The 21,430-nt window shown below is 53.5% G+C and carries 20 protein-coding genes; 6 read left to right on the top strand and 14 right to left on the bottom strand.

Annotated elements, in window-relative coordinates; translation table 11 throughout:
- Positions 1 to 108: 108 nt before the first annotated feature.
- Positions 109 to 2,025: a putative bifunctional diguanylate cyclase/phosphodiesterase gene (locus PGR23_RS02285; RefSeq protein ID WP_045391635.1), complete on the bottom strand. Its 1,917-nt coding sequence runs from the start codon at positions 2,023 to 2,025 to the stop codon at positions 109 to 111.
- A 10-nt stretch (positions 2,026 to 2,035) separates the two neighbouring features.
- Positions 2,036 to 2,533 (bottom strand): molybdopterin-dependent oxidoreductase, encoded by a 498-nt coding sequence (locus PGR23_RS02280; protein ID WP_045391638.1) that lies wholly within the window; start codon positions 2,531 to 2,533, stop codon positions 2,036 to 2,038.
- A gap of 287 nt (positions 2,534 to 2,820) precedes the next feature.
- Here PGR23_RS02280 and shiA point away from each other — a divergent pair, with 287 nt between their 5' ends.
- Together shiA and PGR23_RS02270 are read left to right on the top strand one after the other, a co-directional pair.
- Positions 2,821 to 4,140: a shikimate transporter gene (shiA, locus tag PGR23_RS02275; RefSeq protein ID WP_289578550.1), complete on the top strand. Its 1,320-nt coding sequence runs from the start codon at positions 2,821 to 2,823 to the stop codon at positions 4,138 to 4,140.
- Between the two features lie 12 nt (positions 4,141 to 4,152).
- Positions 4,153 to 4,893, top strand: coding sequence for a lipoyl protein ligase domain-containing protein (locus PGR23_RS02270; RefSeq protein WP_396279551.1), 741 nt, complete (start codon positions 4,153 to 4,155; stop codon positions 4,891 to 4,893).
- Between the two features lie 8 nt (positions 4,894 to 4,901).
- Here PGR23_RS02270 and PGR23_RS02265 read toward each other — a convergent pair whose 3' ends face one another.
- A complete protein-coding gene (locus PGR23_RS02265; RefSeq protein WP_289578548.1) occupies positions 4,902 to 5,636 on the bottom strand; it encodes an HPP family protein in 735 nt (244 codons plus the stop codon).
- Positions 5,637 to 5,835: 199 nt separating this feature from the next.
- Between PGR23_RS02265 and PGR23_RS02260 the strand changes: the two genes are divergently transcribed.
- A complete protein-coding gene (locus tag PGR23_RS02260; RefSeq protein ID WP_213797632.1) occupies positions 5,836 to 6,945 on the top strand; it encodes an adenosylhomocysteinase in 1,110 nt (369 codons plus the stop codon).
- A 38-nt stretch (positions 6,946 to 6,983) separates the two neighbouring features.
- Here the strand turns inward: PGR23_RS02260 and cobT are convergent, their stop codons facing one another.
- The 7 genes from cobT to dacD all read right to left on the bottom strand — a co-directional run bounded on the left by cobT (position 6,984) and on the right by dacD (position 12,962).
- On the bottom strand, positions 6,984 to 8,042 hold the full coding sequence (gene cobT / locus PGR23_RS02255; protein WP_045391648.1) for a nicotinate-nucleotide--dimethylbenzimidazole phosphoribosyltransferase: 1,059 nt from the start codon (positions 8,040 to 8,042) through the stop codon (positions 6,984 to 6,986).
- A gap of 27 nt (positions 8,043 to 8,069) precedes the next feature.
- Complete coding sequence (gene cobS, locus PGR23_RS02250; RefSeq protein ID WP_063414430.1) at positions 8,070 to 8,810, bottom strand: adenosylcobinamide-GDP ribazoletransferase; 741 nt, start codon at positions 8,808 to 8,810, stop codon at positions 8,070 to 8,072.
- On the bottom strand, positions 8,807 to 9,349 hold the full coding sequence (gene cobU / locus PGR23_RS02245; RefSeq protein WP_396279550.1) for a bifunctional adenosylcobinamide kinase/adenosylcobinamide-phosphate guanylyltransferase: 543 nt from the start codon (positions 9,347 to 9,349) through the stop codon (positions 8,807 to 8,809). The genes cobS and cobU overlap by 4 nt, the downstream gene beginning before the upstream one ends.
- Before the next feature lie 172 nt (positions 9,350 to 9,521).
- Positions 9,522 to 9,845 carry a DUF496 family protein gene (locus PGR23_RS02240; protein ID WP_015365834.1) on the bottom strand — a complete coding sequence of 108 codons (324 nt, stop codon included), beginning with the start codon at positions 9,843 to 9,845 and terminating at the stop codon, positions 9,522 to 9,524.
- A gap of 168 nt (positions 9,846 to 10,013) precedes the next feature.
- Positions 10,014 to 11,072 carry an FUSC family protein gene (locus PGR23_RS02235; protein WP_045391654.1) on the bottom strand — a complete coding sequence of 353 codons (1,059 nt, stop codon included), beginning with the start codon at positions 11,070 to 11,072 and terminating at the stop codon, positions 10,014 to 10,016.
- A gap of 101 nt (positions 11,073 to 11,173) precedes the next feature.
- On the bottom strand, positions 11,174 to 11,644 hold the full coding sequence (gene sbmC / locus PGR23_RS02230) for a DNA gyrase inhibitor SbmC (protein WP_047036583.1): 471 nt from the start codon (positions 11,642 to 11,644) through the stop codon (positions 11,174 to 11,176).
- Between the two features lie 151 nt (positions 11,645 to 11,795).
- The gene (gene dacD / locus PGR23_RS02225) at positions 11,796 to 12,962 is read right to left on the bottom strand and encodes a serine-type D-Ala-D-Ala carboxypeptidase DacD (RefSeq protein ID WP_348875981.1); all 1,167 of its coding nucleotides are present in this window, start codon (positions 12,960 to 12,962) and stop codon (positions 11,796 to 11,798) included.
- A 386-nt stretch (positions 12,963 to 13,348) separates the two neighbouring features.
- Between dacD and PGR23_RS02220 the strand changes: the two genes are divergently transcribed.
- Both PGR23_RS02220 and sbcB read left to right on the top strand, forming a co-directional pair.
- Positions 13,349 to 14,497 carry an acyltransferase family protein gene (locus PGR23_RS02220; protein WP_396279549.1) on the top strand — a complete coding sequence of 383 codons (1,149 nt, stop codon included), beginning with the start codon at positions 13,349 to 13,351 and terminating at the stop codon, positions 14,495 to 14,497.
- A gap of 155 nt (positions 14,498 to 14,652) precedes the next feature.
- Positions 14,653 to 16,074 carry an exodeoxyribonuclease I gene (gene sbcB / locus PGR23_RS02215; RefSeq protein WP_396279548.1) on the top strand — a complete coding sequence of 474 codons (1,422 nt, stop codon included), beginning with the start codon at positions 14,653 to 14,655 and terminating at the stop codon, positions 16,072 to 16,074.
- A gap of 38 nt (positions 16,075 to 16,112) precedes the next feature.
- Here sbcB and fusA read toward each other — a convergent pair whose 3' ends face one another.
- A complete protein-coding gene (fusA, locus tag PGR23_RS02210) occupies positions 16,113 to 18,215 on the bottom strand; it encodes an elongation factor G (RefSeq protein ID WP_047045925.1) in 2,103 nt (700 codons plus the stop codon).
- A gap of 238 nt (positions 18,216 to 18,453) precedes the next feature.
- Between fusA and PGR23_RS02205 the strand changes: the two genes are divergently transcribed.
- Positions 18,454 to 18,765: an ArsR/SmtB family transcription factor gene (locus tag PGR23_RS02205; protein WP_047045928.1), complete on the top strand. Its 312-nt coding sequence runs from the start codon at positions 18,454 to 18,456 to the stop codon at positions 18,763 to 18,765.
- Positions 18,766 to 18,881: 116 nt separating this feature from the next.
- On the opposite strand, the gene plaP is transcribed toward PGR23_RS02205, so the two are convergent.
- From plaP to PGR23_RS02190, 3 genes are all read right to left on the bottom strand, one after another.
- On the bottom strand, positions 18,882 to 20,240 hold the full coding sequence (plaP, locus tag PGR23_RS02200) for a putrescine/proton symporter PlaP (protein WP_015365827.1): 1,359 nt from the start codon (positions 20,238 to 20,240) through the stop codon (positions 18,882 to 18,884).
- Positions 20,230 to 20,292: a membrane protein YoeI gene (yoeI, locus tag PGR23_RS02195; protein WP_098949253.1), complete on the bottom strand. Its 63-nt coding sequence runs from the start codon at positions 20,290 to 20,292 to the stop codon at positions 20,230 to 20,232. Before yoeI ends, plaP begins: the two co-directional genes overlap by 11 nt.
- A 236-nt stretch (positions 20,293 to 20,528) precedes the next feature.
- Complete coding sequence (locus tag PGR23_RS02190) at positions 20,529 to 21,410, bottom strand: LysR family transcriptional regulator (protein WP_289578542.1); 882 nt, start codon at positions 21,408 to 21,410, stop codon at positions 20,529 to 20,531.
- Between the last annotated feature and the right edge of the window lie 20 nt (positions 21,411 to 21,430).

The following is a 21,430-nucleotide window of genomic DNA, read 5'->3' as shown; positions in this document are numbered from 1 at the left end:
TACTTCTACCCCTATTTATACCCATTCCGGATTAGCTTTATTTAAAATATAAAAAAGCGCCTGCGATAGTTCACAGGCGCCAGTTTAAAGACCGAAGATGATCTTTTTTCAGTTGTTATTTAACAGCCCCGGCTTCCCGATCAAATATCCCTGGACGAGATCGCAACCTAATTGTTGCAGCGAAGTTAACTGCTCCTCGGTTTCAACGCCTTCGGCGACGATGCGCATATGCAAGCTTTTCCCCATACTGATAATCAGGCGCACAATATCAAGGTCATCTTTTTGCATAGGTATATTGACCACAAACGAGCGATCAATTTTGATCTTATCGAAAGGGAAATAACTCAGACGCGACAATGACGAATAGCCGGTACCAAAATCGTCAATAGAGATCTGAATCCCCTGCTCGCGCAACTGGCTGAGGATCTCCAGCGAGCGTGTATTTTCGTTAAACACATCAGACTCCGTAATCTCAAGATCAAGGCGTCGCGGGTCGAGTCCGGTCTTCTTTAGCACCGCTGCCACCGTCTCGGTAAGCGAAGTATTAATAAGTTGAATCGGTGAGACGTTAACCGAAACCTTCAGCGGCTGTTCCCAGCGGGCAGCCTCCTCACAGGCAGTTTTCAGCACCCACTCGCCAAGTTGGTTTATCAGGCCGGTTTTCTCCGCCACCGGAATAAACTCAACGGGCGGTACCATACCGCGTAGCGGATGGAACCAGCGTACCAGCGCCTCGTAGCCGTAGATTTCACGCGACACCGTGTCGGCGATTGGCTGGTAGTAAACCTTGAACTGGTCATTTTCCAGCGCATGCAGCAGATCGTCCTCAAAGGATTTGTTTTCCTGTAAACGTTGCAACATGCCAGGACGGAAAATCTCCACGTGGCCCGCGCCAGACTTTTTCGCTTCATACAGCGCCAGATCGGCACATTTGTATAAGTAATCGGTACGACTTTCACCATCGGAGATAACGATGCCGATGCAAGCGCCGATGTTAATCAATGAATCGTAGATATAGTAGGGCTGGCTGATTTTCTCGCGGATCACATCCGCCCGCTCCAGCGCCATTTCTTCGCTCAGATCCTGCGATACCAGGGCAAATTCGTCGCCGCCAAGCCGGTACAGCGTTTCTGATGTTTTACGGAAGAACGACAGGCGGCTGGCGAGCTCCTGCAGCAGTTTGTCACCCGCATCATGTCCCAGGGTATCGTTAACATCTTTAAAATTATCCAGGTCGAACAACATAACCACAGCGCAACCATTATAAGGTTTTACGTGATTAACCACTTCCTGCAGCCTCTGCCAGAAAGAGAGGCGGTTAGGCATGCCTGTTAACGAATCGTGATAAGCGTCATATTGCAAACGGCGGTTTTGTACCTGCAGTTTCTCTTTCGACAGCTGCAAATCGTTAGCTAACAACTTCATGCGCACATGCGCTCGACGCAAGTTATTATTTTGCCGAAGCATCAATAAACCCAGAGAAATACACATCGTAATCAGCAAGATTGAAATCACCGAATAGATGTAATAAAGATGCTGAATCTTATCGTGCGTAAGATTAACGACATCAAAGTCCTGCGCCAGGGTCATGGAGGCCAGTGAGGTCATCGGGCCATCCAACTTACTCATGGTATGCAACAGAGTCACCATCTGCTCAGGCGTCATGGTGTCCAGTTGCCGATCGAGTTGATCGAGGATCTGAATCAGACTGGTAACCGTGGCCTGCCGCTGCTCGCTTTTTCTGATGAACTGGCCCAGATCGCCCTGCTGTAGCAGCTCGATCTGGCTCATCATTATTTCCAGGCGCAGGCGTACCTCATCGCGGTCGGTCCCCTTCACGTTCAGCGCCAGGGCGCTTAAACGAGCCTCAAGACGCATATATTCAGAGACCATCTGGGATACGGACCACGAGTCGGTGTAACGTGTTAATTTTTGCAGCTCACTCTGCCGCTCATGCACCAGATAGGTAATGTATCCGGTGACAATAAAAAGCGACAAAATAATGGCAGTGAGTATTCGATTCAAGATCAGAGCCTTACTCAATTATAATCTTTGAAACCTGCCATGCCGAGCGGGAATAATAGATTTGGTTCTGTAACTCCGCGCTACTATCGTAGGGATAAACAATAAAAAGCGGCCCTTTGTCACGAATGCGCATATATTCGCCATTCATCTTCAGCGCGAGGATCACCGGGAATTTATGAAAATCCTCCACCGGCACCTCGGTTGTATAATCATTCAGAGCCATCACTTTCGCCGTCTTACCTTGCGCACCCACTAAGTCCATAAGTTTGCTAAGTGAAATACCGTCAAAGCGCACTTTTCCTGAATACCAGGGTGTGGTTGTGATCACTGTCTCATTGCCCAATTTTTCTAACGCGGCAACATCAAATACGGCGGTATCGCCTTCGTTTGTATTGGTAATCTTTCCTGAAATGGTTAAAACGGGTTTGCCCGTTGGCGCAGGCAGTTTTTCTGCGAAAGCATTAGGTAAAACTAAAACATAAAATAAAACTGCAAAAATTAGACGCATATCACCCACCATATCCAGCGTTGGAGATAGTAATTGTAAACCATTTACGTGAATTCTTAAAAGCTGTCCCAGTGGGGCGACAAAAATAAAATAGCAGTCATGGTCAACAGTTAACCCGCGCCAGCGGTGGAAATTAAATGTTCGATTTAGACATTTTTTACTTTATTGTCTTTCCTGCAGGTAAAAAACTTTTCAGTTGCGCTTGTGCGCGGTAATCTCCCTAACGGCGCGAAGATAAGAAAACGTCTCATTCAAATAATAACAAATTAGCAACAAACAGGACAGACATGGACTCAACACTTATTTCACCCGACTCCGGCAAGGGGGTTGGTTCTCTTAATCGCGCTCGTCGCGCGGCATGGGGCAGCTTTGCCGGCGCCGTCGTCGACTGGTACGATTTTCTGTTGTACGGCATCACCGCCGCACTGGTGTTCAACCGCGAATTTTTCCCACAAATTGGCCCGGCGATGGGCACGCTGGCAGCCTTCGCGACTTTCGGCGTCGGCTTCCTCTTCCGCCCGCTCGGCGGCATTATCTTCGGCCATTTTGGCGACCGTTTAGGCCGTAAGCGCATGCTAATGATGACCGTGTGGATGATGGGGATCGCCACCGCTTGTATCGGCCTACTGCCTTCCTTTAACCAGATTGGCTGGTGGGCGCCGGTTTTGCTGGTGATTTTGCGCGCGGTGCAGGGCTTCGCCGTCGGGGGCGAATGGGGCGGCGCGGCGTTGCTGTCGGTTGAAAGCGCGCCGAAAAACAAAAAAGCGTTCTATAGCAGCGGCGTGCAGGTGGGTTACGGCGTCGGTCTGCTGCTCTCTACTGGGCTGGTATCGCTTGTCAGCAGTTTCACCACCGATGAGCAGTTCCTGAGCTGGGGCTGGCGCCTGCCGTTCCTGTTTAGCGTAGTGCTGGTACTGGCGGCACTGTGGATCCGCAACGGCATGGCCGAGTCGGCGGAGTTTGAACAGCAGTTGCAAAAAACGCCCGCCGCGGTGAAAAAACGCCTGCCGGTACTGGAAGCGTTGGTACGCCATCCGGGTGCCTTCTTATTAATCATCGCCCTGCGCCTGTGTGAACTGTTAACGATGTATATCGTGACCGCATTCGCCCTCAACTACTCGACGCAAAACCTCGGCCTGCCGCGTGAACTGTTCCTCAATATTGGGTTGCTGGTGGGCGGTATTAGCTGTTTTACCATTCCCTGCTTTGCGTGGCTGGCGGATAGGTTTGGCCGCCGTCGGATCTATATTACCGGGGCGCTGATCGGGACATTAAGCGGCTTCCCCTTCTTTATGGCGCTGGAGCAGCACTCATTGTTCTGGATCCTGTTTTTTGCCCTGATGCTGGCCAACATCGCCCATGATATGGTGGTCTGCGTGCAGCAACCGATGTTTACCGAAATGTTTGGCGCCAGCTATCGCTATAGCGGCGCAGGCGTCGGATACCAGGTGGCCAGCGTGGTCGGCGGCGGTTTCACGCCCTTTATCGCCGCCGCGCTGGTCACTTTCTCTGGCGGCTCGTGGCACAGCGTGGCGATTTATCTGACGGTCGGCTGCCTGATCTCTGCCGTCACGGCGATGTTGATGAAAAATCGCCATCCGGCATAAAAAGGGGGCTTCGTGATAACACCACAGAATACGGACTGCTGGCCTGACGGGTTCAACGCCGACGAATTGCCCATTGTCCGCTGCAATGATCCAACGCTCGCCGAACAGCCTTTGTTCGAGCGCGCACGCCGCGGTGAAGCCGTCGCTCAGCTCTGGCAGGCGCCGCAGGGGTTCGTGGTACCCGGCAGTTACCGGAAATTCGCCAATCTGCCCGCGGTCAGCGAAGCCTTTGCCGCCCGCGGCTGGCCGGTATGGATCCGTCGCTCCGGCGGCGGGCTGGTGCCGCAGGGGCCGGGGATCCTCAACCTGAGTCTTGCCTGGCCGGTAACCCAGCCGTTAGGCGAAGCCGCCGAGCCTATTTATCTGTTGTTGTGTGGAATATTGCAACGCACGCTGGCGACCTTTGGCGTCGAAAGCCAATTTCAGGCCGTCAACGGTTCCTTCTGCGACGGGCGCTATAACCTTGCCTGCGGCGAGGGAGAGAACGCGCGCAAGATTGCCGGTACCGCTCAGTACTGGCGGCCCGTAGCCGAAAGCCAGGGGCACATCGTTCTGGCCCATGCGGTGATATTACTGGATACCGACCTGCAGGCAGCGCATCAGGCGGCCAACAGTATTGAGGCGCAGCTCGGTAGCGGCAAGGTCTATGGCGCGGACAAAACGATTACGCTTGCCGAATTATTGCCGGGTGAAACCGACCTCATCGAGCGATTCAGGCTGGCGCTCGCTAAGACGCTGCAACGAGTGGGTTAACAGCGTCACTAGCGCGCTTTTTGATCGGCGGCAAGACGCAACCGAGCCTGCTGTTCGATATTCTCCAGTAGCTCCTGAACATCGTCCTCATCGATATCGAGGAATTGCCCCTCCAGCAGCGCGGCATGAATATCTGCACGAGTGACTGTAATCCCCATCGGTACCGCATTCGGCTTCACTTCTTCCGCAGCCAGCGGATGCGGGTAGCGGCGACCGACCAGATTGTTGAAGACGATCGCCAGCAGCGCCAGCATCATGGAGTTCAGTAATACCGGGGTCAGCACAAACTGATAGCCTTCACTGTGTACGCCGGCGCCGCCAAGTATGGCCGTGAGCGCCACCGCGCCGCCAGGCGGATGCAGACAACGCAAAAAGTACATCCCGGCGATCGCCAGCGCCGCCGCCAGGCCGCAGGCGATTGCCGTATCCGGCACCAGTAGTCCGACGGTGACGCCGATCAGCGCCGAAAGCACGTTGCCGCCAACGATAGACCAGGGCTGAGCAAGCGGGCTGCTGGGTACGCCAAATAGCAATACCGCCGAGGCCCCCATCGGTGCAATAAACCACAGATTCACCTCGCCCAACAGCCAGTGGCTGAACATACTGGTCACAGCCAGTCCGGTTCCCGCACCGATCGATCCCAGCACAATATGCTTTTTAGCAACGGGTAAGGCATGAGGTTTTAAACGGCCGAGAAAAATACGCGCACGAGAAAATAGCGGGCGCTGTAAAACGCGTAACATCGAACGAATCGCTCACATCATAGGAATAAATGATGTTTCATTGTCTTAATTTAACTCTTCATTAACAACCATGTATTTATGATGCCTATTATTTGCAACTTTATCGGGCAGTGCGGGTTATGTGATTTTTGCACGCTGCGTTAGAATCATCTTCCCCACCGGGGTTAAACCCACTCTACGGATTAAAGGTCACAATACGGTGAATAATAAGACAAATTTAACGAAAGAAGTGGCATGGGCCAGCCAGAATATGCCGCGTACCCTGCGCCAGGTGGCGGCCCTTCCCGACCTCAGCCATGTACGCCTGGCCTGCTGTATGCATCTGGATATGAAAATGATCCCGCTGGTGCAGGGGCTCCTGGAGAAAGGGGCGAAAGTCTTTTTGACCACCTGTAACCCAACCACCGTGCAGGATGAGGTCGTCGCCTGGCTAGTAGAACGCGGCGCGGAAGCTTGCGCCTGGCGCAATATGAGCGATGCCGACTGGCAGCAATCATGGGAAAAAGCCATCGCCTGGGGGCCAACTCACCTTTGTGAGATGGGCGCAGATATCACCACCCTGCTCCACCAGCGCGGCGAATTCGGCAATGTCGTCGCCGGCCTTGAAGCCACCGGCTCCGGCGTCAATCGTCTCGGTGATATCCGCCCCGGCTATCCAATTTTTAACTGGGATGATCTGCCGGTCAAAGAAGGGCTACATAACCGCCATATGGTTGGCCTGACGGCCTGGCACACCTTCTTCCAGACCACTCACCTTACCCTACATGAGAAAAAAGTGCTGGTGATCGGCTACGGCCTGGTCGGGCAAGGCGTCGCGGCGGCGGCAAAAGCCTTCGGCGGCCAGGTCATGGTGGCGGAAATCGATCCGGCGCGCCGTTTACAGGCCGCTTATGACGGCTGGCATGTCGTGGATTTACAGGATGCAATCGCATCAGCCGACGTCGTAGCCACCGCCACCGGCGGCAAGAAAGTGGTCAACAGCCTGGCGCTGGACAGCGCTAAAGATGGCGTGTTTATTCTCAACGTCGGCCACGTGGCGGAAGAGATTGACTGCGAACACCTGCGCCAGTTCCCGCATGAAGAGGTTATGCCCTATATCAACGCTTATCGGCTGCCGGAGAAAACAATTTATCTGATGGCCGATGGCTCAATGCTCAACCTTACCGCCGGTTTTGGCGATAGCCTGAATGCGTTTGACGTCACCCTTGCGGTGATGGCCAGCGGCATTCGTCACATCGTCACCGACGGCATGCAAGCAGAAGCGGATGTTTATCTGCTGCCGCAAAGCGTGTGGCAGCAGGCGCTGTAAGCACTATTTCGGGGGGCCGGTCGGCGCCCCGAAGCCGGTTAACGGGTTTCCGGCAGCACGATATTGCTCTCCGCCAGCGTCCCCATATCGTTGAACATTGCCCCTGCCGCCTCGACCAGATGCATCGCTAACGCCGCGCCGCTGCCTTCGCCTAAGCGCATCCCCATATCCAGATAAGGCTTCAACTGCAGATGCTCCAGCGCAATATGTGCCCCCTTCTCCGCCGACAGATGCGACGGAATCAGATACGGATGCAACTGTGGGGCAATCCGGCAGGCCGCCAGTGCCGACGCGTATGATAAGAAACCATCAAGTATCACCGGCAATCCGCAGGAAGCGGCGCCCAGCATGACCCCGGCCATCCCGAGCAAGTCAAAACCGCCCACTTTTGCCAGCACGTCGAGACCATCGCCCGCTGAAGGCTGGTTGACCGCTATCGCCCGGCGTACGACTTCCGCCTTGTGCGCCAGCTGCGATACCGGAAGGTTCGCGCCGATGCCCACAACATCGCCGGCATCATGATCGGTCAGCACGCTGACTACTGCCGCAGCGGGGGTCGTGTTAGCCATTCCTAATTCGCCCACGCCGAACAGACGCACGCCCTGCTCCGCAAGCTGACGGGTGTAGCGCATGCTCGCCAGCAGCAGCGTTTCGGCCTGCTCCCGGCTCATCGCCGCGGTGCAGGCAATATTGCCGCTACCGCGCGCCACTTTCATATTCACCAACCCCGGGATCGGTTCGGCGTCAATCCCGACGTCAATCACCTGAACATCAGCCCCCGCCTGCGCTGCCAGCACGCAAACGCCGGTATTCTTACGGGTCATATTGACCGCCTGAATCGCGGTCACCGCCTGTGGCGAGACGGTAACGCCTTCATGCCAGACGCCGTGGTCGGCGCACATAACCACAATAGTTTTACGTGGAAAACGTAACGCGCCCTGTAGACCCGGCATGCCTGCCAACTGAATCGCCAGCGATTCCAGACGCCCCAGGCTGCCAGGCGGTTTCAACAAGCCGTCAATATGCTCACCTGCGCGCGACATCGCGCTTTCGTCCAGTCGCGGGATGGCTGCTAACCATTCAGTTAATGTATTCATATGCTTCCTGTCAGCGCGGTATATGCTCTATAGCAACGCCAGTAAAAAGATAACTTCGCCCAGTTCAATGGCCGCCCCAAGCGTATCGCCGGTTTGCCCGCCCAGCGTGCGCTTCAGCGCCTGACCAAGCGCCGATATCACCAGCAGCGTTATCACCGCAGCCAGCAGGCCATGCAGGCCCAGCAGCAGCGTTGCCAGCGCCAATGATAGCGTCAGGGTAATGACGGTCTGTCGGAAAGTCACCTTGCCAATAAATACGTTACCAAGCCCCTGCTCCCGGGCATAGCGCTGGCGGTACATCAACAGCACCGACATTCCTCGCGCCACGGCACAAGATGCGGCCAACGCGGCCAGCATCGAGGTGCCGCGTAGCGCCAGTTCGCTAATGACGAGAACCTTCGCCACCAGCACAAAGATCAGCGCCAGTCCGCCGTGCGTCCCCAACCGGCTATCGCGCATGATCTCCAGCATCCGTTCGCGGCGGCGGGCGGAAAAGATCCCATCGCAGGTATCCGCCAGGCCATCAAGATGAAAACCGCCGGTCAGCAGCGCCAGCGCCAATACGGCAAACAGCGCGGCCAACGGCAGGCCGCACCAGGCATGAAGCGCCAGCATCACCAGCCCGGCAATCGCGCCAAGTAGTAACCCCACCAGTGGGAAAGTGACGATCCCGCGCTCATATTGATCGATTTCCAGCCCCTGTGACCAGCGCGCCGGAACCGGCAAGCGGCTCATAAAAGAAAGCGTGGCGAAGAACGATTTAATCATTTGATTTTGACTCCTATCCCTGAAACAACCAGCCACACCTCATCGGCGGCCGCGGCCAGCATCTGATTCACGCGCCCGGCAATATCGCGAAAATGCCGCGCCAGCCGGTTATCCGGCACTATTCCCAACCCCACTTCATTGGTGACCAGCAGCACCGGCGACGGGCAGGCGCGGCAGGCAGCAATCAGCTGTGTGATTTCTTGCATGACTATCCTTTCCAGCGCTGCATAATCCCATTCATCAGGATCCGTTTCCCCACCTTCAGCGAATAGAATATTGGTGACCAGTGTAGTGACGCACTCCAGCAAAATGGCTTCATCGGGTACATTATCGGGGGTAATGAGTGGTGCCAGGTCACGGCTGCGCTCTGCAGTGCGCCAGTGCGCCGGACGGCTATTACGGTGATGTTGAATGCGTGCGGCCATTTCATCGTCAATAACGGCTGAAGTGGCGATATAGAGCACCGACGCGCAGGATTGGAGTAATGATTCGGCGTGACGGCTTTTGCCGCTACGCGCGCCGCCGGTAATTAGTATCATCGCGGCGGTACCTGAAGCTGGGACTGCATGTGATAAACCCTTCCGGTATCAATAAGTTCACGGCGGCAGTATAACAAACTGTCGGCTTAAAGGGCGATGCTTATACGGAGGTTTAAGGCGGGAAGATGGAGGAATCCGGCGGCCTGCTATGCCGCCGGAAGAAGTAGGTATTTTATTCGCCGACTTTGGCTTCACCCATCACTTTGAGTTTTTTGGAGATATCGCGACGCTCTTTCGACAGCTCGGCGTTTTTGATGATGTAATCGTCAACGCGGTCTTCGTAGTCGGTTTTCATGCTGGCGATGATACCCTGAATGGCTTCAACGCTCATACCCGGCTTGATATAATCGCTGAGGTTGTCCAGCAGCAGGACACGCTTCTGGTTATCACGGATCTTTTTCTCAACGTCCTGAATTTCACGCTGCAGTTTGTTCTTACGACGGAACAGACGAACAAACTCCAGAACGTCCTGGAAAGAAGGCTTAGTTGTTTCCATTTTTACACCCCTAATATTTGAGATTCGGATTCGCTAAAGCGACTGCCCTATAGGGCTAACATAACTGCTAGCAGTCGCTGATGACAATGTTTTTTCCTTTGCGTTTATCATAACCCTAAATGCTGCTGAATCGAAGCAACCTGTTCACTTCGCGCACGTATCTGCCTTTTATTTGCGCAGCGCGCGGCAAATAAGGTGCGACAGCAGCTCAAGCTGGCGCGCCAGCTCAATGGTCAGCCAAACATAGCCGTGAATCGGCGTTTCCGACAGATTATCGTCCTGATGCTCTTTGATAAGCTGTCGCAACTCGACCACGATCTCGTTGAGCTTTTCGGTGTTGGCGCGAACAGGCTGCGGGTTTCCCTCATACAGGGCATGGGCGATAGTCAGCAACGTTTGCTGGGTCATCCGTTGGGTTTCGCGCAAAGTCTGGGCGTTAAGCATCACAAAATGGCCCTGACGAGAGGCCCAATAAGCGTTGATTTGCAGTTCCAGCATGCATACCAGATTACGGCTGACGGTCTGGATGGCTTCGAAGATTGCTTTCTGAATATGCGTTTCTTTGCTAGCCGGGGTTATCAACCCGCGCATTTTCACCACGTCATTGAGCGCTTTCTGAAGATGTTTTTCCAGCCGCGGGCGCTCAACCAGATTTGGCGAAAAACCGGCCTGATACAGCCGATTAAACGTTGTGACATAATTCGCCATCTGGATGCGCCAGTGCAAAAACGCCCGCTGCGGCCAGATACCGGTAAACAGCATCGCCAACAGTGAACCAAAGATAACATCGCCGCTTCGCCACAACGCGGTGTTCATATCGCCCGGCGGCGCGCCCACCACCACCGCCAGCGTAATGCCGATCAGCAACGCCTGATAGGGCCGCTTGCCGAGCGCCAACCAGCCGCAAAGGAACATCGCCACCGCGCACCACAGCACCATGATTGGCAGTGAAATAAGCTCAAGTTTGAGCGCTACCAGCCCCAATACCGAACCAAGGATAGTGCCGCCAATACGTTCGAAGGCCCGCGGCACCACATTGCCCCAGAAAGAGATAGGCCCCATCACCACCACCAGGGTGATCAAAGGCCAGGTGCCCTCCGGCACGTTCAGCAGACGCACCAGCAAGAAGGTCAGAACAAAAGCCAGCGCGATGCGGATACCGTGCACAATTCGGTAATGACGATACAGTCGGATCTCAAATGGCTTAAGTGATTTATCAGCGCGCACGGCCTGCTCCGGCAAACAGAAAAAGCCAATTGTAGCCGCTTTTTTCGCAAGCGCACTGCGCTAGTGTAAGAAACCTTGTCAAAATCAGGGATAAAGGTTTATTAGCCGACGCGATTCACCGCTACGTACATCTCAATATCCCAGTGACCGTCCTGGTTGCCGTCGTTAAGGTAGATTTCAAAACAGGGTTTATCGGCAATTTGAAGATCGCTGCTCTCCAGCAGGCTGTCAAAGAACTGCAGCCACGGCGTGGAGAAATCATGGTTAATGACCCGCGCGCTGGCGCAGGCGTAGTCGCCGCCGGCGATCGCGGTGAGGATGACTCCTTCGCTATTCGGCGGGATGACGTAATCATCCGCCACGGTAACAACGGTGTCACAACGCAGTTTTTCCGCCGGTACCTGCTGCGGATTATCGTAATAAACCGCCACCCACTCCTGCGCCGGCACCTGATGGTGACTGACCCACGCCGCCAGTTGTTCAAACCCCTGCTTTACGGTCTGCTCCCACGGGCCAACCATATGAAACCCGGCAATCTTGCGGGCGTCGAGAGATTGAATGCTGTAGTTCATAGCGCCTCCAGTGTTGATAGAATACTGTATAAATATACATCAAATTTAGCAGCCGGATGAACAACAGTATGTGCGCGGATTCACAGAGTCGCCACAAGCGCGAAATGAATGAAGCCCGCCGCAGAGCGCGGCGGGCCCATGGGTACAGAGATTAAATGCCGTGATGCAGATAATCGCTCAGACGGGAAAACACCCCGCCCTTGCCAACGCTTTCAAGCGTCACCAGTGGCCAATGACCGACCACTTTGTCGCCATCGTAAAGCGAGATTTCGCCCACGCGTTGGTTAGCGGCGATAGGCGCTTCCAGATCCTTAGTATCCAGTACATATTTTGCTTTGATCCGCGGAACTTCAGATTTCGGGATCGCGAGCCAGAAGTCCTGATCTGTGCCGAGCTTGATCTGCTCTTTGTCGCCATACCAGATATGTTCGACGCCAACCTGCTTACCTTTTTGTAGCACCTGGACGGTGTCAAAATTCTGTTGGCCCCAGTGCAACAGCTTAGCCGCTTGCTCTTCTCGCCCTTTTGGACTATCGGCCCCCATCACCACGGCAATCAAACGACGCTGGCCATCGACCGCCGAGGCAATAAGATTGAAGCCCGCTCCTGAGGTATGGCCGGTTTTCAGGCCATCGACATTCATGGTTTTGTCCCACAGCAAACCGTTACGGTTCTGCTGGGTGATACCGTTCCACGTCAGGCTTTTTTCGCTATACATGTGATAGACATCCGGCTCGCCGTGAATAATCGCCCGCGACAACACCGCTAAATCATAGGCGGAGCTATGCTGGCCAGGCGCGTCGAGTCCGTGGACGGTTTCAAAATGGGTGTCTTTCAGATGCAATTTTTCAACGTAGCTATTCATCAACGCGACAAATTGCGGTTGGCCACCGGCGACATAGTCAGCGAGCGCGACGCAGGCATCGTTACCGGAATCGACGATCAGTCCGCGGCTAAGATCGCGGACGCTAACGCGATCGCCCGCTTTAAGGAACATCAGCGAAGAACCGTTAAACACGGGATTGCCCTTGGCCCAGGCGTCTTTGCCGACGGTGACCATATCATCAAAGGTAATACGATGGCTGTCGATGGCGCGGTCGACGACGTAGCCGGTCATCAGTTTGGTCAGGCTGGCGGGGTTACGCTGTTGGTGTTCATTACCGGCGGTCAGGATTTGACCGGTAGTGTAATCCATCAGCACCCAGGAACCGGCCTGGATCGAAGGCGGCGTCACGGTGACGGGCAAATCAGCAGCGGCAAATGCGCAGGAAACGCTCGAAGCGAGCAAAGTTACAGCAAATAAAAAACGGCCTTTCAACGGCATATCCTCAAGATTTACAGATTCGCCGTCCTTTTTACGGAAGTTCGCCTGAGAGATCAGGGTTAAATTGCAAGAAAATATGACATGGTAGATTTATCGATGCTCATAATGAATAAAAAGCATAACAACTAACCTATCTAATATAACGCCATTTATTTTAACGAGGCTATTAACACCCATAATTAGCATGGGATTTAAAAACACTCAAACACAAAAAGTAATTAAGAAAAAACCTAAAAATGCATGTCATAAAAAATTAATATGAAAAACCTTCATGAGGTTATTCTTAAATACTTTCCATAAACAATTCCTATGTAGACATTTCAACTGATCATATATTATCTATTAACATCTAATTCACAAACATATTCATTGGTGTAACGATGAGCCAGAATAAAAACTGGTCTCCTGAGCTTGATGGCTTACGAGGCTACGCTTCCTTGTGGGTCCTGCTCGGTCACATTTGTATTTTGACACGATGCAACATCCCTATCCTGAGCAACCCGGATTTTGGCGTCGATCTTTTCATTTTGCTGTCCGGTTATCTGATGGCTAAAAATTACATTGAAAGGCAGCATGTCGAACCCTGGATGTCCGTTAAAACGGTAACTTCATTTTGGACAAGGCGCTTTTTCCGAATCGCTCCGCTTTATTATGTCCTTCTAATTGTGGCATTTATTTTCGGTGAAACCTTTGGTCACTACCGGGATGCTATCGCGCTGGCATGGCCTGAAACGCAAACTGAGACCGCGAGATATACCGACTCATCAATGGCGAACGTGTTAACGCACATCTCATTCACCTTTGGTTTCCTTCCTTATTATTCATTCAGGACAGTCCTTCCTGACTGGAGTATTGGGCTTGAAATGCAATACTATGCCCTTTTCCCGTTTATCATGATGCTGGTCATGGGGATTGGTTTCATTAGGACTTGCCTGGCATTGATTGTAATGTGCCTAATGGCTGCATTTATTTTCCCTGGATATTTCTCAGCATTCCCGATGCCCTCGATGATTTTATTCAAACTACCTTTATTTATATCAGGAATGTTGCTCTATAAAGCCGTAGCAGAGAACCGTAAGATCTACGTTATGGTTGCATTACTTTCTCCACTCGCTGCATTTTTGATGGGTTACTTTACTTCACCTATCCGTATGATCATTGAGGTTATGATAATCCTTGGGATGTCGATTCTTCTGATGCCTCATAGTGATAAATCGCCACTAAAAGGTATTGTCTTCTTTAGCAGAAAGTTACTTTCCGCCCGCTTCAGTCAGTTCCTCGGTGACGTATCATATTCGGTATATCTGTTGCATTTGATGATTGTTATTCCGATGATTGGATGGCTTGTTCAACATCAGTCCTACGTGCAACTTCCTGCATTGCTCCGTTTTGTTATTGCTGCTGTGATAATTTTACCAATAACTTATAGCATTGCCATCAATCTATACAAATACATTGAGAAGAGAGGAATTGCACTGGGTCGTAAAATTATTAAGCCTAACAGCATAAAAGTGAATGAAGCGGCTTAAACAACGGCTATAAACAATGTGAGGACGTGGCGATATTATTTAAAAATAATATCGCCACGACATTAAAAACCGCGACAAACTTTAGTTGCGCCTTCAATGTTAATAAGGGAAAATCAGGCTATCAAATAGATTATCAGAGCGATTACATTTCAATTATGGCTGACCGCGAACAACAATCCTTCCTCTTCCACGACTACGAAACCTTCGGAACCAGCCCTTCGCTCGACCGACCGGCGCAGTTCGCCGCCATCCGCACCGATAGCGATCTGAATGTCATTGGCGAACCGGAAGTCTTCTACTGCAAGCCTGCGGACGACTATCTGCCGCAGCCGCGGGCGGTAATGATTACCGGTATTACGCCACAGGAAGCGCTGGCCAAAGGTGACAACGAGGCCGCTTTCGCCCGCCGCATCAACGATCTGTTCACGGTGCCGAAAACCTGTATCGTCGGCTATAACAATGTCCGCTTTGATGACGAAGTCAGTCGCAATATTTTTTATCGCAACTTTTACGATCCCTATGCCTGGAGCTGGCAGCATGATAATTCGCGCTGGGATCTGCTGGATGTCATGCGCGCCTGCTATGCCCTGCGTCCGGAAGGTATCAACTGGCCGGAAAACGAAGAAGGATTGCCAAGCTTCCGCCTTGAGCATCTGACCGTCGCAAACGGTATTGAGCATAGTAATGCCCACGATGCGATGGCCGATGTGTACGCCACCATCGCGATGGCGAAACTGGTGAAGACCCATCAGCCGCGTCTGTTTGAATATCTGTACAGTCATCGTAATAAACGCAAGCTGGCGACGTTGATCGACGTGCCGCAGTTAAAACCGCTAGTCCACGTTTCCGGTATGTTCGGAGCCGCCCGCGGCAACACCAGCCTGGTCGCGCCGCTAGCCTGGCATCCGGATAACCGCAATGCGGTGATTATGGTTGATCTGGCGGGGGATATGTCGCCGTTGTTGGAGCTCGATGCCGATACACTGCGCGAACGCCTGTATACTCCACGAGATGAAATCGGTGATTTACCGGCAGCGCCAATTAAGCTGGTACATTTAAATAAATGCCCGGTGCTGGCGCAGGCCAATACGTTGCGCCCGCAGGATGCCGACCGTTTAGGTATTAATATTCAGCGCTGCCTGGAGAACGCCCAACTGCTGCGCGCAAATCCGCAGGTACGCGAAAAGGTAGTCGCGCTATATGCCGAAGACGAACCGTTCACGCCATCGGATAATGTTGACGCCCAACTTTACAACGGATTCTTTAGCGATGCCGATCGCGCGGCGATGAAAATTGTGCTGGAAACCGAACCCCGAAATCTGCCGGCGCTGGATATTACCTTTGCTGATAAACGCATTGAACGCCTGCTGTTTAACTACCGCGCGCGTAACTTCCCCGGTACGCTTGATGAAAACGAACAGCAGCGTTGGTTAGAGCACCGCCGCAACGTCTTTACGCCGGAATTTTTGCAGGCCTATGCCGATGAACTGCAGTTGCTGTATCAACAGTACGCTGACGATAGTGAAAAACAGGCCCTGTTGAAAGCGCTGTGGCAATATGCGCAGGAAATCGTTTAACCCGGGCCAGGCCGTAACCGTAGCCCGGGAATACTGACTTAACTTTTCGCGCGGCTGGCGATGATATCGTCGGCCACGTTACGCGGCGCTTCCGCGTAATGATGGAACTCCATGCTATAGGTCGCGCGGCCCTGCGACATCGAGCGCAGCGTAGTAGAATAACCGAACATTTCGGCCAGCGGCACATCGGCACGAATAATCTGGCTACCGAAACGCTCCTCCATCCCCTGCACCATCCCGCGACGGGAAGAGAGATCGCCCATAATATTCCCCGCGTACTCTTCCGGCGTCTCCACCTCGACGTGCATCACCGGCTCCAGGATCACCGGGTCCGCTTTTCGCGCCCCTTCCTTGAAGCCGAAAATTGCCGCCATACGGAAAGCCATCTCGGACGAATCGACGTCATGATACGAACCAAACGTCAGAGTCGCTTTAACGTCGACGACCGGATAGCCCGCCAGCACGCCGGCGCCCATCGCTTCACGCAGCCCTTTCTCCACAGAAGGGATGTATTCACGCGGTACCACCCCACCTTTGGTGGCATCTTCAAATACAAAGCCGCTCCCCGCCGCCAATGGCTCCAGTGTCAGCACGACGTGCCCATACTGCCCCTTACCGCCGGACTGACGCACAAATTTACCTTCCACATCCTTCACCGTTTTACGGATGGTTTCCCGATAGGTAACCTGCGGACGGCCAATATTCGCCTCAACGCCAAACTCGCGTTTCATACGGTCGACGATAATCTCCAGATGCAACTCCCCCATCCCGGAGATAATCGTCTGTCCGGACTCTTCATCGGTGTGCAGGCGGAACGACGGATCCTCGGAAGCCAACCGCTGCAGCGCAATGCCCATTTTCTCCTGGTCGGCCTTAGTCTTCGGTTCAATCGCCAGCGAAATGACCGGTTCCGGGAACTCCATGCGCTCGAGAGTGATGACCGCATCCGGATCGCATAGCGTATCGCCCGTCGTGACATCTTTTAGACCAACACAGGCGGCAATATCGCCGGCATGCAGCTCGTCGACTTCGTGGCGATCGTTGGCATGCATCAGCACGATACGCCCGATACGCTCTTTCTTGCCCTTCACCGGGTTAAAAACCGCATCGCCCTTTTTCAACGTCCCGGAATAGACGCGAATGAAGGTCAACTGGCCGACGTAGGGATCGGTCATGAGTTTAAACGCCAGCGCCGACAGCGGCTCATCGTCGCTCGGGTGACGTTCCGCCGGTTGCCCCTTGTCATCAATACCCTGAATAGCCGGAATATCCAGCGGCGACGGCATGAATTCAACGACCGCGTCGAGCATCCTCTGTACGCCTTTATTTTTGAAAGCGCTACCGCAGAGCACCGGCTGGATCTCGCCGCCGACCGTGCGTTTACGTAGTCCGGCCACAATTTCCGCTTCGCTCAGTTCACCGCTCTCAAGATATTTATCCATCAGCTCATCACTGGCTTCCGCCGCGGCCGAGACCATTTTTTCCCGCCACTGCCGGGCCGTCGCCAGCAGGTCATCAGGTACAGGCGCGTAACTGAACGTCATCCCCTGCGTTGCATCATCCCACTGAATGGCCCGCATCTTTATCAGGTCAACGACGCCGGTGAAATGCTCTTCGGCGCCAATGGGGATCACAATCGGCACCGGATTGGCCTTCAGGCGGTCGATCATCATTTGCACCACGCGGAAGAAATCGGCGCCCGGGCGGTCCATTTTGTTGACGAAAGCCAGTCGCGGTACATGATACTTGTTGGCCTGCCGCCAGACGGTCTCCGACTGCGGCTGCACGCCGCCGACCGAGTCATAGACCATCACCGCGCCATCCAGCACGCGCATCGAGCGTTCTACTTCGATAGTGAAGTCCACATGCCCCGGAGTATCAATGATATTAATACGATGGGGCTCAAAGCTGCGGTCCATCCCGGGCCAGAAACAGCTAACCGCTGCGGAAGTAATGGTAATCCCACGTTCCTGCTCCTGCGCCATCCAGTCGGTAGTCGCCGCGCCATCGTGTACTTCACCCAGCTTATGGCTCATTCCGGTGTAAAACAGAATGCGCTCAGTGGTGGTGGTTTTACCGGCATCGATATGCGCGGAGATACCGATGTTGCGATAACGTTCGAGGGGGATGGGTCGGGGCATGATGCGTCCTTAGTCATTTTGACTGTCAATGAGCGGCTAAATCTGCCGCGGTTAGGTTTACGGCATCCATAATAGTACAATTGTACGAGTATATTCGAACTGTTTTCTCTATCACTGTTATCGGTCAGGTTGCGACGGCGCGCGTGGCGCAAGAAAAGGAGTTTGGGTATATTAGCCGCCAGCCGCCGATACGGACTGCTGTTCGCGTAAACAGCACAACCGCCGACACAGGAATATTATGATCGCCAATCACCCCGAACGTGAACAAATTCGCCTGGAAAATGTCCTTTTTGCCCTCGGCAACCCCTTGCGGCTGGAAATCATTCGCACGCTCGCCGACGGCAGCGAGCAGAGTTGTAACGCATTGCGCAAAGAAGATATCGCTAAATCCACCATGACTCACCACTGGCGGGTGCTGCGCGACAGCGGCGTGATCTGGCAACGTCCTCAGGGGCGTGAAAATCTCATTTCGCTACGCCGCGACGATCTGGATGCCCGCTTTCCAGGGCTGTTAGATACGCTGCTTAACGTGATGCGACAGGAGAAGTAAGCGCTCCATCCCCTGTCCCTCCGGTAAGGCGACAGCCGCCACCGGGGATATTCAGCGGACGCCAGAAACAAAAAAGCCGGAGGTTTCCCTCCGGCTTTTGTTAGCATAAAGCGTGATTACGCAACGTCTTCGTATTGCGGTACCGGGTTGCGGAAGCTTTTGGTTACGCACGCCAGGTAAATCAGACCGATACCGGCCCAGATCAGACCCAGGATCATCGAGCTCTCTTCCAGGTTAACCCACAGCGCGCCGACAGTCAGAGCGCCGCACATCGGCAGGAACAGATACTGGAAGTGGTCTTTCAGCGTCTTGTTGCGTTTCTCGCGGATCCAGAACTGCGAGATAACCGACAGGTTAACGAAGGTGAACGCCACCAGCGCGCCGAAGTTAATCAGCGCGGTCGCCATTACCAGGTCAAAGTTAATCGCCAGCAGCGCGATCGCGCCAACCAGGATGATGTTCATCGCCGGAGTGCGCCAGGTCGGATGCACGTAGCCGAAGAAGCTTTTCGGGAATACGCCATCGCGGCCCATTACGTACATCAGGCGCGCAACGCCAGCGTGCGCCGCCATACCGGAAGCCAGCACGGTGATAGTGGAGAAGATCAGCGCGCCCACCTGGAAGGCTTTACCTGCCACATACAGCATGATTTCAGGCTGTGAGGCATCCGGATCCTTAAAGCGCGAGATATCCGGGAAGTACAGCTGCAGGAAGTAGGTAGCAAAAATGAAGATCAGGCCGCCAATCAGCGCAGTCAGGAAGATAGCGCGCGGAATAACGCGTTCTGCATCTTTGGTCTCTTCAGACAGATTGCTGATGCCATCAAAGCCGGTAAATGAGAAGCAGAGTATCGTCGCCCCGGTAATCATCGGGATAACGTGCGCATCGCCGGACCAGAACGGACGGCTGCTGGCCAGCGTACCGGCGCCTTCGCCTTCAAATACGCCATACACCACCATGCCGAGGATCACGGCAATCAGTACCACCTGCAACACCACGATAACGGTATTGAAGTTGGCAACGGACTTGATGCTGCGCAGGTTAAAGGCGGTCATAAACGCGACCAGCGCGATAACAAACACCCACGATGGAATCGAAGGCACCAGCGCTTCAAAGTAGATTTTCGCCAGCAGGATATTGATCATCGGCGCGAACAGGTAGTCGAGCAGAGAGGACCAACCCACCATGAAGCCAACGGTCGGGCTAATGGATTTCTGGGCGTAGGTATACGCTGAACCCGCGGAAGGATAGCGGCGTACCAGCTTCCCATAGCTCAGCGCAGTAAAAAGAATAGCGATTAACGCAAAGGCGTAGGCCGTCGGCACGTGGCCGTCGGTCATACCAGAGACGATACCGAACGTATCGAACAGCGTCATCGGCTGCATATAGGCCAGGCCCATCATTACAACCGGAACTAACGTAAGGGTTTTACGTAATTCCACGCGAGAGGTATTTGGAGTAGCGTTATGCGACATAGTTATCCCCTTTTACGGCGAAGGCCAGCGCGTAAGCAAAAAATTGCCCCATTTCTTTCTATTCCTCAGCGACAACGACTGTCGGTTTTTAGTAAATATCTATCCGGTACGAAGCCCGGCCTCTTGGTATTGAATGATGTGTCTTTCGACCAAAAAAATAACCGACACTTTAAAAAAAGCGTCGGCTAGTCTCTGGTTTTCAGGCTGCGTATTTTGCAACAACTTCTGGCTTAATGACAAGATGTTGTAAGGTTTATTAATAGGCTAAGAATTCTAACCGCCTAATATTCATACTATTTTAGTATTGTAGATCTGACGAATAGCACTATTTGCTAATATCGCTTGTAACCACCATTGCGCGGCAAGGCCAAAAACGTCTTCATTCCAGCCAATCCATGCCCGATGCAGCCGCGCGGGTGTGGTAATGCGTTTCTCGACCAATTTGCCCTTCTCCAGCCAGGCCTTAGCCAGATAACGCGGCAAGTAGGCCCAGCCCAGCCCGGCGCATACCAGCTCCAACAGGCCGTTCATATCAAAAACCGTCACACTCTCCTGCTTTTCGCTTTGCAGCAAACCGGCATCGCAGATAATCGCCCGATATCGCTGTAACACCCGCAAATTCAGCGGTTCCTTAGCCTGCGCCAGCGGATGATTAATCGCGACCACAAAACACAGATCCAGCTCGCCAAGCAGACTAAAACCATAACCCACCAGCGTTGGCGGCTCGTTAAGCGCGCCCAGCACCATGTCGACCTCGCCTGCCGCCAGAGCATCCCAACCGCCAGCACTGGTGAATTGCAAACGGGTCACGTTGTGCTGTTGATAAAACTGTTCCATGAGTGAAGTTAAAAGAGAGAAAGGAAAAGTCATATCGACGCTGATGGTCAGGGTATTTTCCCAGCCCTGATGTAACCTGATAGCCTGCAGCTCAAGTTCACGAGCGGTATGAAGTAGCTCACGCCCCTTTTCCAACAGCATCTGCCCGGTGCAAGTAAAGCGCGCCCGATGGCCGCTACGATCCAGCAGTTGGATATTTAGATCGCTTTCTAGTTTATGGATGGTGTAGCTCAGCGCCGAGGGGGTTTTATAGAGCTTTGCCGAGGCCGCGGCAAAGCTCCCCTCTTTTTCTAAGGCATCAAGAATAACGAGGACATCCAGCAGTGGTTTCATCGCCCCCCCCTTACGGTACG

The organism is Klebsiella sp. 141162 (assembly GCF_050600755.1).
GTDB classification, from domain to species: Bacteria; Pseudomonadota; Gammaproteobacteria; order Enterobacterales; family Enterobacteriaceae; genus Klebsiella; species Klebsiella aerogenes.
Note: the sequence above shows the minus strand (reverse complement) of the source record. Positions and strands in the feature narration are given on the sequence as shown.

Excerpts from the sequence above, each read along its gene's own strand:
- sbmC (WP_047036583.1), bottom strand. The coding sequence starts at position 11,644 with ATGAACTACAGCATTCAATCTCTCGACGCCCGCAAGATTGCCGGGTTT.
- shiA (WP_289578550.1), top strand. The coding sequence starts at position 2,821 with ATGGACTCAACACTTATTTCACCCGACTCCGGCAAGGGGGTTGGTTCT.
- cobT (WP_045391648.1), bottom strand. The coding sequence starts at position 8,042 with ATGAATACATTAACTGAATGGTTAGCAGCCATCCCGCGACTGGACGAA.
- PGR23_RS02265 (WP_289578548.1), bottom strand. The coding sequence starts at position 5,636 with ATGTTACGCGTTTTACAGCGCCCGCTATTTTCTCGTGCGCGTATTTTT.
- fusA (WP_047045925.1), bottom strand. The coding sequence starts at position 18,215 with ATGCCCCGACCCATCCCCCTCGAACGTTATCGCAACATCGGTATCTCC.
- cobU (WP_396279550.1), bottom strand. The coding sequence starts at position 9,349 with ATGATACTAATTACCGGCGGCGCGCGTAGCGGCAAAAGCCGTCACGCC.
- PGR23_RS02280 (WP_045391638.1), bottom strand. The coding sequence starts at position 2,533 with ATGCGTCTAATTTTTGCAGTTTTATTTTATGTTTTAGTTTTACCTAAT.
- PGR23_RS02240 (WP_015365834.1), bottom strand. The coding sequence starts at position 9,845 with ATGGAAACAACTAAGCCTTCTTTCCAGGACGTTCTGGAGTTTGTTCGT.
- PGR23_RS02205 (WP_047045928.1), top strand. The coding sequence starts at position 18,454 with ATGATCGCCAATCACCCCGAACGTGAACAAATTCGCCTGGAAAATGTC.
- sbcB (WP_396279548.1), top strand. The coding sequence starts at position 14,653 with ATGGCTGACCGCGAACAACAATCCTTCCTCTTCCACGACTACGAAACC.
- cobS (WP_063414430.1), bottom strand. The coding sequence starts at position 8,810 with ATGATTAAATCGTTCTTCGCCACGCTTTCTTTTATGAGCCGCTTGCCG.
- plaP (WP_015365827.1), bottom strand. The coding sequence starts at position 20,240 with ATGTCGCATAACGCTACTCCAAATACCTCTCGCGTGGAATTACGTAAA.
- PGR23_RS02220 (WP_396279549.1), top strand. The coding sequence starts at position 13,349 with ATGAGCCAGAATAAAAACTGGTCTCCTGAGCTTGATGGCTTACGAGGC.
- PGR23_RS02190 (WP_289578542.1), bottom strand. The coding sequence starts at position 21,410 with ATGAAACCACTGCTGGATGTCCTCGTTATTCTTGATGCCTTAGAAAAA.